Below are 9,503 nucleotides of genomic sequence, written 5' to 3' on the forward strand. Positions count from 1 at the left end.
TCAAAAGGGCTTTCATGGTTAATCGCTCCCTCATCACGAAGAAGCGCTTTGCGCGCATTCTTCGATAGTTAAGAAGTGCTTAACATTGTTTTGAAGTGCGCACCATGACGCGAATGTAAATTGCGGCACTCCTAGAACTTTTGTTCCAAAATGAAGCAGTGAGTCAGATGCGCGTCGAGAGCAGTTCTGCCAGCGTTTCGAACCCTGCTGCATCATCCGCATCGAACCGCGCTGGCAATGGGCTGTCGAGATCAATGACGGCTACTATTGCACCATTGCGCTTCACCGGCACAACCAGTTCCGACCGGCTGTCCGCATCACAGGCGATATGGCCGGGAAAGGCGTGGACGTCTTCAACCAGCTGCGTTGTTCCAGTGCGCGCCGCTGCTCCGCATACGCCCTTGCCGAGGGGAATACGGATGCACGCTGATTTGCCCTGAAACGGCCCAAGCACCAATTCACCGTCAACCATGCGGTAAAAGCCGGCCCAATTCAGATCTGGCACGAACTGCCAGATCAATGCCGATATGTTCGCCATATTGGCAATCCCGTCCGGCTCACCGGCGGTCAGCGCATCGGCGGCCTTCAATAGCTCGGCATATAGCTCCCTTTTGGGGACGTCGGTTGCGATATCGAAAGCGTACATGGGATCCAGATAGTCAATCGAGCCGGACTTTACCACGGCCCTTCTTGATTTCCCCCCGCCCCTTTTTGGTATCGACGCGTCTGGCCTTGGCTGCCTTGCTTGGTTTGGTCTTGATCCGCGGCGCCTCCCGAACAAAAGCCTGATCAATCAGGCGGATGATGCGGGCACGGGCCTCTGCCCGATTTGCCTCTCTTGTGCGGTGTTCGCGCGCGGTGACGATCAACTCGCCCGACGAAGTCATTTTACTGCCCGCAATAGTTTTCAGCTTGCGAAAGGCATAAGGCGGAAGGCCCAATCGGAAGACATCAACCCGCAACTGGCACGCTGTCGCCACCTTGTTGACATTCTGCCCACCCGGACCGGTCGATGCCAGAAAGGTTTCTTCAAGCAGATCCTCGGGCAGTTCAAACGGCATGTCTTCTTGTAGGCCGCAGCTGACTGCGGCGCTAGTCGAAACGCCAAGCGTCCATCGCGAGCACGCCATATTCGACACTGGCGTGCAGCTTGGTGGCCTTGCCCTCAACACCGCCTGCACCCAAGGCGACGAACAACGGCAGGATGTGGTCCATTGTCGGGTGATTGTCGGCGCCGTGCGGTGCTTTTCCAATCGCGCCGAGTACCGCATCATGGCTACCAGCAATCAATTGCCTATCTAGCCAGCCTAGGAAGTCGATTACCCAAGGCTGCGCAGGCGCATCCGCGGCATAACCGCCCCGGAAAAATGCATGCAGATTATGCGTGATCGCACCCGAGCCGATGACAAGGATATTGTCGTCGCGCAGTGGCTCCAGAGCCTGACCTAGCCGGTAGTGATAGTCCGGTGTCTCGCGCGAGTTGATCGAGACCTGCACCACTGGAATATCGGCATTGGGCCATGCCAGTATCAGCGGCGTCCATGTGCCGTGGTCGTAACCACGTTCAGAGTCGAGGCGGTTCGCAATATCGGCGTCATCCAGCATCCGGGCTATGCGTTGTGCCAGTTTCGGTGAACCCGGAGCCGGATAGCGCATACGGTAAAGGGCATCCGGAAAGCCGCCAAAATCGTGAATGGTTCCCGGTTGTTCGGCAGAGGTAATCGACGCCAGTGGTTCGTCATGATGCGCCGAGATCATGACGATGGCGTCAGGTTGCGCCGGCAGCCCGCTCGCCAGTCCGGCCAGAAAATACCGGGCCGAGCTGTCGTCGATCACAATGGTGGGTGCACCGTGGGAAACGAAAAGGGCGGGCTGCCTGCTCATGATTCAACCGAACAGCTTTGCAGCGGTATTGGCAACCCGGCGACCGAGATAGCGCGCGCCTTCGAGTTCGGTTTCGCTAGGCTGGCGGCTTCCATCGCCATTGGCAATTGTCGTAGCACCATAAGGCGCGCCGCCAACCACCTCGTCATTGCGCATCTGGCCGGCAAAGCCATAATCGAGGCCGACAATGGTCATGCCGAAATGCAGCAGGTTGGTGAGGATTGAGAACAAGGTCGTTTCCTGCCCACCATGCTGGGTAGCGCTGGAAGTAAAGGCCGCGCCGACCTTGCCATTCAGTTCGCCGCGCGCCCAGACACCCCCGGCAGTGTCCCAGAATGCTGCCATCTGGCTCGACATCCGACCGAAACGGGTGCCCGTACCGACGACGATTGCGTCATAGTCCTTAAGTTCCTCGATGGTGGCGACAGGGGCAGCCTGATCGAGTTTGAAATGTGCAGCTTGAGCGATTTCGAGCGGCGCGGTTTCGGGAACGCGTTTCACATCGACGGTCGCGCCGGTTTCACGTGCACCTTCGGCAATGGCGTTGGCCATGGTTTCGATATGGCCATAGCTGGAGTAATAGAGGACGAGGACTTTGGGCATGGGAGATCCTTTCAAGAAAAGGCCCCTCCTCCACGACGGGAGGAGGGGTTCAGAGGGGAGGGTTAGTCTGCGTCTACGAGGACGATTTCGCTGTTTTCGATGGCGCTTATGGTGATGGTTCCCGCAGTGACGGCCACGCCGTCACGGGCATTGGCGCGTAGACCGTCAATTTCGATCGCACCGGTTGCGGGCACCAGATAAGCGTAGCGACGATCACCAACCTTATAGGTCAAGCTCTCGCCAGCCTGCAGCGTCGCGCCTAGGACCCGCGCATCGGTGCGGATGGGGAGGGCTTCTTTGTCTTCTTCAAAACCGCTGGCAAGCACCTGCCAAGCGCCTGACCGGTCGCCTTTGGGGAATGGCTTAGTGCCCCAGCTGGGCGCGCCGCCGGTTCGCTTGGGGACGATCCAGATCTGGAACAAGGTGGTTGCCTCATCCTCCAGATTATATTCGGCGTGGCGGATGCCGGTGCCGGCGCTCATCACCTGCACATCGCCCGCGGCGGTACGGCCCTTGTTTCCCAGGCTGTCCTGATGGGTGATCGCGCCGGTACGGATATAGGTGATGATTTCCATGTCCGAATGTGGATGCGGCGGGAAGCCGGTCTGCGGCTGGATGATGTCATCATTCCAGACGCGAAGGCTGCCCCAGCTCATGCGATCCGGGTCATGATAGTTGGCGAACGAGAAATGGTGATGGGCATCCAGCCAGCCATGATTGGCACCGCCAAGGCTGGCGAAGGGCCGGATTTCCACCTTTGCTTTACTGTCGATCATAGCGAGATACCTTACCTATGTTGTGGTCTCTGTATGGGGCCAAGATAGGCCTTCGAATTGGGATTGAAATAGAAACATTGGAAACCTATTGTTTCCATTTATGCGTTTACCTGATTATGAAGCCTGGAGCATTTTTGCCGCCGTCGCCGAGGAAGGCGGCTTTTCGCGCGCCGCGGAATTGCTCGGCCTTTCCAAGGCGACGGTATCCAAGGCCGTCTCCCGTCTGGAGGCGCATGTCGGCGCGCCGCTATTCCATCGCACGTCGCGGCGGCTGGTGCTGAGCGAAAGCGGTTTATCCTTATTGGAACAGGCCAAGGCTATCGTCGCCGCAGGCGAAGCCGCCGAAGAGGCCGCGCGCGATGAGGCGAGCGAGCCCGTCGGCCAGATCCGCCTAGCCGCGCCGATGAGCTATGGCATCAGCCGCGTCGCGCCTTTACTCTCCGAATTTTTGTGCAGCCATCGCGGCATCAGCATCGACATGCATCTGAGCGACGCCAAGGTCGATCTGATCGGCGAACGCTTTGATCTGGCGCTGCGCATCGGCACGTTGCCCGATAGCTCGCTGCGTGCAAGGCGATTGCGGGTCGTGACCGGCTATGTGCTGGCCAGCCCCGAATATCTCGCAGAATATGGCGAGCCGCGCCACCCCGCCCAATTGGGCGAGCATCGCTGCCTCAGCTACTCGCTCGCCTCCAATCCCGAAAGCATTCGCTTCACCGGCCCCGACGGTAGCGAGACGGTCGTTCGCCTGTCCGGGCCGCTTCGCGTCAACAATGGTGAGGCGATGCTGCCTGCCCTATGCGCGGGCCTCGGCATCGGCATGTTGCCCGATTTTATCTGTGAAAAGGACATCAAGGCTGGTCGTCTGAAGCCGATATTGCAGGACTGGAAAATCCCGCCCATCGCCATCCACATCGTCACCCCGCCGAGCACCATCCGTCCGCGCCGGGTGACGGCCCTGATAGATTTCCTGGCAGAGAAGCTATCGACGGCCTGATTAACTGCGTTTGCGGAACGGCCAATCGGTCACCTCGCCTACCCATAAAGCCAGCCAGATGATTAGCGGTTGGGCCGCAAGGCGCGGACCGTGATACCACCAGCTCAGCGGCTCCCCGCCCATCGCGATATTGTTGATGGCATGGTTGAAATTGGCTGGCCAAACGCAAAGGGCATAGAGCGCCAGTCCGATACCCGCCGCAGGCCGTGCCCAATTTATCCAGCCACGCGGGATCAGCAGTCCAATCGCCCCGGCCAATTCGGCAACGCCTGTCAGTGCAACAACTTCTGCCGGATAGGGCACCCAATCGGGCGTGATCGCCAGAAACACATCCGGGTTCTGCAAATGCGCGACCCCGGCAAAGGCATAGAATAGCGCCAGCAGCACCCGCAACGCGGTGCGGATCATGCGACGGCGGGCTCCAGCAACCGCAAAGTCCCGGCATCGGCATCGACTTCGGCCAGCACGCCCTGGGGTATCGTGAACTGGTCCGAAATATGGCCGAACCAGGCCCCTTCGAAAGCCGGGATACCCAAAGGTTCGAAATGCTGACGCAAGATCGAGTTGAGCGTAAAGCTGCTTCCTTCGGCATTGCGGCAATTGGTACACTGGCCAAAGCCCGCGCCGGCCACCCCTTGCAGCACACCCGCCTGCCCCAATTGGGTCAGCATGCGATCGATGCGATATTCGGCCTCGTCGATATCCTCGAGAAACAGGATCGCGCCTGTGAAATCGGGTAGATAAGGCGTACCTGCGAGCGCGGTCAGCACGGTCAGGTTGCCGCCAAGCAACTGCCCCTGCGCCTTGCCGCCGCGGATCTTGATCGTCCGCCATCGACGTTGCACCAAACGGTCTTCGGTCGCCTTCGGATTTTCGAACAAGGGCGTCGCCGCATCGAAGGCAATCCCCTTGAAGCTTTCAACGGAAGCCTTGCCCCACGCACTGCTGGCATTGGGCCCGTGCAGCGTAACCGCCCCGCCCTTTGCTGCAATCGCCATGTGGAGTGCGGTGATGTCGCTATAGCCGATCAGGAATTTGGGATTGGCGCGCACCACATCCCAATCGACGAACGGAAGCGCACGAGCCGCACCCCAGCCGCCGCGCACGGCGAATATGGCTTTGACATCCTTGTCGGTGAACATCGCATTGATATCCGCTGCCCGCTCCTTGTCCTGACCCGCCAGATAGCCATAGCGTTTGAGCAAATTGGGTGCGCGCTTGGGTACCAGCCCCATCGCCCGAATCGCTTCCTCGACAAGAACCAGATCGAACGGATCGTCACTTGCCGAAGCAGGTTCAATGAGGCCGATGGTATCGCCGGGCTTGATACGCGACGGTTTGATGCGTTTACCAGTAGACGGTGCCGCATAGGCTCCGCCGGACAAAGCAGGCAGGGCCGGCGACGCCATCAGCGCCGCCAGCCCCGTCATAATCGTTCGACGCGAGGCGCTCAGAACTTTGCCTCTACCGCCAGCGTGAACGAACGGCCACGTGGGTCGGCCACGCGCGGTTCCCAGCTGGAGCCCGAGCCGGTGTTGCTATCATATGTGATCGCGAACGGCGGGTCGGTATCGAACAGATTCTTGATACCGCCGGTCAGCTTGAAGCGCTCATCAAAGGCGTAACTCGCCGACATGTTGTAGATTACATAGTTTTTCACCCGCGGATTGAAATCCGGACGCGCCGTCGATCCCGGAATGGCTGTGTTATTCTTATAGCCATTGCGGAAGATCTGCGAGAGCGTGAAGGTGAAGTCTTCGTTCGTATAAGAAAGGAACGCATTATGCTTCCACTTCAGGCCGAGGTCACCCGCATAAGTGAATACACCAAGCAGGCTGGGGCCGTAAGGCGATGATGGAAGGAACTTTTCCTTCTTCTTCAACAGGTAGGTTCCATCCAGTCCAGCGGTGAACTCTCCTCCGAGCGCATCGAAGCCGCCGCGAAGCATCACTTCCAATCCCTGCGTGCGACGCGAACCGATATTGTCGGCACGCAAATCGAGCAATGTGATGATGCCGTTGGTGCGGATCACGCGATCAGGGAAGTCGGCAATATTGTCGAGCAATTGGCGGATCGTGAGCGCGCCGATGGTATCGTCGACGGCAATCGACCAGAAATCCAGCGATGCGCTAATCCGTGATGTCGGCTGCAGCACGACACCGACCGAATATTGCTCCGAAGTTTCAGGACCAAGATTGAGATTGCCGCCGCTCAACGAGTCAGGCGTTATCGCATTGCATCCCGGCGTCACATTGATCACGCCTCCTGCCGGGCAGGTGGTCGGGTCGGTCAATGTGTTACCCGGGTTGGGCGATTGCGTAACACCGTTGAAAATCTGGTTGAAGGCTGGAACGCGGAAACCAGTGTTATAGGATCCGCGGAACATCAACCAATCAGTTGGTCGGAACTTAGCCGATACCTTCGGATTTACCGTGGTACCAAAACCTGTATAGTCATCGAGGCGAACCGCTCCAGTGACTTCCAGCATGTCGAATACCGGCAGCAAAACTTCGCCGTAAAGAGCTTTCACCGTACGATTTTTCGGCGTCAATGCATTCACATTGTCAAACGCGACGTTGAAAATGTCGGGCTGACCGGTGACTGCCGCGGGCGATCCGTTGAAGCTGTAGGTCTCCTTACGATAGTCAGCACCAATGGCGACCTGGACCGCACCGCCCGGAAGATCGAACAGCGAACCAGAAATCGAGGCATCAAACTGTTTGACTTCATATTGGCCGCCATACAGCGTCGTGCCCTCTGCCGAAATCGCGTTGAGTGCTGCAATCGCGGCATCGGTTTGCGTCAACGAGAAGGGGTTGAGAATGCCACTGTTCAACAAGCCAACAATACCAGGAGCAGTCGCACCGGGAGCAATTGGCGCGCGCGGATCTAGGCCGCCCGATACAGCACCGGGAACGCCGGATGCTGCAGCGGATGCAGCATTCGCGAATACACCGCGATAATGATACCCACTACCCAAAGTCGATGAGGACTCGCTCTTCGCGTAAGAGCCGCCTGCGCGATAATCCCAATCGCCCCACAGTGGCCCTTCGATATTCAAGCCCGCTCGCAATGTCTTGGTGTTGGTTTCATATTCACGCGGCCCGCAAACGATACAGCGCCAGCGATAGGCGATCGGCTTGCCGTAGTTCGCCGCGACAGCAGGGAACACCGCAACCAGCCTGTTGTAGATGTCATTATAAGTGGAAGCCGTGGTTGCATTGAGCGGATAATAGAGTGGCAATGAACCGGTATTGCCCGAATATTGGTTGTTCGAGAAACGCTTGGCCGAATCTGCATCCGATCCGGTGACTTCGGCAGAAATCCGGTGATCGCCCAGGGCGAATGTCGCCTTGCCGTAATAGGTCAAGGTTTCGAGCGGCTGCTGCAGCGTTGCCGCGCGACCGGTATCCCATGCGCAGGCATAACGCGCACCCGGAATCGCCCACAACACTTGATCATAGGCCATGCCGCCATCCATGGTTTCGCATCCCGCGCCGCCCGGAAGGTCCAAAAAGTTGATGCCGCCGCTTGCGGCTGTGGTTGCCCCCGCTTCAATCAGCGAGACGCCGCTTAACAGCGATCCGGTCGGCGCGAAAATCGAGTTTGCTCCGTTCGGGAACATCGTGGCGATGGGTGTACCTCGTGTATCGACTGACAGTCCGCGATTGGGCTGGTTACCGTTCACGAAATCCCGGTCCTTGCCATATAGCACGCCGTTCCAGCTCTTGCTGACCGCAGCCATGACGTTGAATCCATCATCGTCGATATCGCCATAACCAACCGTGCCGGAGAGGCGGTAGATCGGGCTGTCGCCTTCCTCGGTGAAGTCGACAAAGCCGGTCAGCGCGAGCCCCCGGAAATTTGACTTGGTAATGAAGTTGATCACCCCGCCGATTGCGTGGGTGCCGTAGATTGCCGACGCGCCATCTTTGAGAACCTCGATACGCTCGATTGCGGCGAAAGGAATCTGGTTCACGTCAACCGCAGAACCGGTGAGGCCGTGTGCTGCCACGCGGCGACCGTTGAGCAGGACGAGTGTCGATGCAGAACCCTGACCGCGCAGGTTTGCCGACGAAAGCCCATTAGTTCCGCGCTGCGCGCCGGAAACCACATCCGAGTTGGATGCCAGATTGTCGGCGCCATTACCATTGCTGGTAAGAAATGAAATCAACTGCTCGGGGCTATTGATACCTTCACGCGTAATATCATCGGGCGTGATTACAGTGAGCGGTAGCGGGCTGTTGTTAGGATCACGCTTGATCCGCGAACCTGTAACGATGATCGCCTGCTCCGAAGCAGCCGTTTCTCCACTCTGTGGTGCGCTCTCATCCTGCGCCGCGACCGGTACGGCGAGGCTTGCTGCCGTCAGATATAATGCTAGCTTGTGCAACTTCATGTCATAGCCCTCCAGCTAATGCCGCCCCACTATGTGGTTGCGGCATGTTAAAACCCTGAAAGTTAAGGCTAGCAACGCAATTTCCGCTTGGCAAATGGCAATTGGGGATAATTTTGGGGTCGTTTGATGCGCCCCGGCGAAATTTTTTTAACCCCTGAAGCGACTCCAAAACCCTAGGATTTGAGTCACTTTTGCCCGATCCGACTCCCCGCGACTCGTGGATTCCTGCGCGTTAAGACGAAATTAACCTTTTCAGTTCATTTCCCTTATGGTTAATAACAGTCGATGGCTGCGTCGCCGCTTCGGGAGGCACAGGCATCGGGGGTTGCAAAAGCAAAGAGGGGCCAGCCGCATGCGCGTGTTGCTGATTGAAGACGAACCGACCACCGCGAAAGCCATCGAGATGATGCTCGCGACCGAAGGCTTTAACGTCTATTCGACCGACCTGGGTGAGGAAGGCCTCGATCTAGGCAAGCTATATGATTACGATATCATCCTGCTGGACCTTAACCTGCCCGACATGCATGGTTATGACGTCCTGAAGAAGCTGCGCGTCGCCAAGGTGCAGACGCCGGTGCTCATTCTTTCCGGTATTTCGGAAATGGACAGCAAAGTGCGTTCATTCGGCTTTGGCGCCGACGATTATGTCACCAAGCCGTTCCACCGCGAAGAACTGGTCGCCCGTATCCATGCAGTTGTGCGCCGTTCGAAGGGTCACAGCCAGTCGGTCATCCGCACTGGTAAGCTGGCGGTCAATCTCGATGCCAAGACCGTCGAAGTTGATGGCAGCCGCGTCCACCTGACCGGCAAGGAATATGCGATGCTCGAGCTGCTGTCGCTGCGC

At 58.1% G+C, this 9,503-nt stretch carries 10 protein-coding genes; 2 read left to right on the forward strand and 8 right to left on the reverse strand.

The window, feature by feature from the left end:
• Nucleotides 1-163: 163 nt before the first annotated feature.
• From Q0239_RS17545 to Q0239_RS17565, 5 genes are all read right to left on the reverse strand, one after another.
• Nucleotides 164-646, reverse strand: coding sequence for a GAF domain-containing protein (locus Q0239_RS17545; protein WP_298605265.1), 483 nt, complete (start codon nt 644-646; stop codon nt 164-166).
• 13 nt (nt 647-659) lie between these two features.
• Nucleotides 660-1,061, reverse strand: coding sequence for an alternative ribosome rescue aminoacyl-tRNA hydrolase ArfB (gene arfB, locus Q0239_RS17550; protein WP_298605267.1), 402 nt, complete (start codon nt 1,059-1,061; stop codon nt 660-662).
• A 31-nt stretch (nt 1,062-1,092) separates the two neighbouring features.
• Nucleotides 1,093-1,884, reverse strand: coding sequence for a class III extradiol ring-cleavage dioxygenase (locus Q0239_RS17555; RefSeq protein WP_298605269.1), 792 nt, complete (start codon nt 1,882-1,884; stop codon nt 1,093-1,095).
• Between the two features lie 3 nt (nt 1,885-1,887).
• Entirely contained in the window at nt 1,888-2,487 is a 600-nt protein-coding gene (gene wrbA / locus Q0239_RS17560) for an NAD(P)H:quinone oxidoreductase (protein WP_298605270.1), read from the reverse strand.
• 62 nt (nt 2,488-2,549) lie between these two features.
• The gene (locus Q0239_RS17565) at nt 2,550-3,263 is read right to left on the reverse strand and encodes a pirin family protein (RefSeq protein ID WP_298605272.1); all 714 of its coding nucleotides are present in this window, start codon (nt 3,261-3,263) and stop codon (nt 2,550-2,552) included.
• 100 nt (nt 3,264-3,363) lie between these two features.
• Between Q0239_RS17565 and Q0239_RS17570 the strand changes: the two genes are divergently transcribed.
• Nucleotides 3,364-4,260, forward strand: coding sequence for a LysR family transcriptional regulator (locus tag Q0239_RS17570; protein ID WP_298605275.1), 897 nt, complete (start codon nt 3,364-3,366; stop codon nt 4,258-4,260).
• Here the strand turns inward: Q0239_RS17570 and Q0239_RS17575 are convergent, their stop codons facing one another.
• From Q0239_RS17575 to Q0239_RS17585, 3 genes are read right to left on the reverse strand one after another with little or no spacing between them, the layout of a single operon-like run.
• Complete coding sequence (locus tag Q0239_RS17575) at nt 4,261-4,668, reverse strand: DoxX family protein (RefSeq protein ID WP_298605277.1); 408 nt, start codon at nt 4,666-4,668, stop codon at nt 4,261-4,263.
• Nucleotides 4,665-5,669: an LD-carboxypeptidase gene (locus Q0239_RS17580; RefSeq protein ID WP_298605279.1), complete on the reverse strand. Its 1,005-nt coding sequence runs from the start codon at nt 5,667-5,669 to the stop codon at nt 4,665-4,667. The genes Q0239_RS17575 and Q0239_RS17580 overlap by 4 nt, the downstream gene beginning before the upstream one ends.
• Nucleotides 5,670-5,710: 41 nt before the next feature.
• Nucleotides 5,711-8,659: a TonB-dependent receptor gene (locus Q0239_RS17585; RefSeq protein ID WP_298605280.1), complete on the reverse strand. Its 2,949-nt coding sequence runs from the start codon at nt 8,657-8,659 to the stop codon at nt 5,711-5,713.
• A gap of 352 nt (nt 8,660-9,011) precedes the next feature.
• Here Q0239_RS17585 and Q0239_RS17590 point away from each other — a divergent pair.
• Nucleotides 9,012-9,503: response regulator transcription factor (locus Q0239_RS17590; protein ID WP_298605282.1), on the forward strand; the 492-nt coding region annotated here is incomplete at its 3' end.

Origin of the sequence: uncultured Sphingorhabdus sp. (genome assembly GCF_937872355.1) — a bacterium.
Taxonomy (GTDB): domain Bacteria; phylum Pseudomonadota; class Alphaproteobacteria; order Sphingomonadales; family Sphingomonadaceae; genus Sphingorhabdus_B.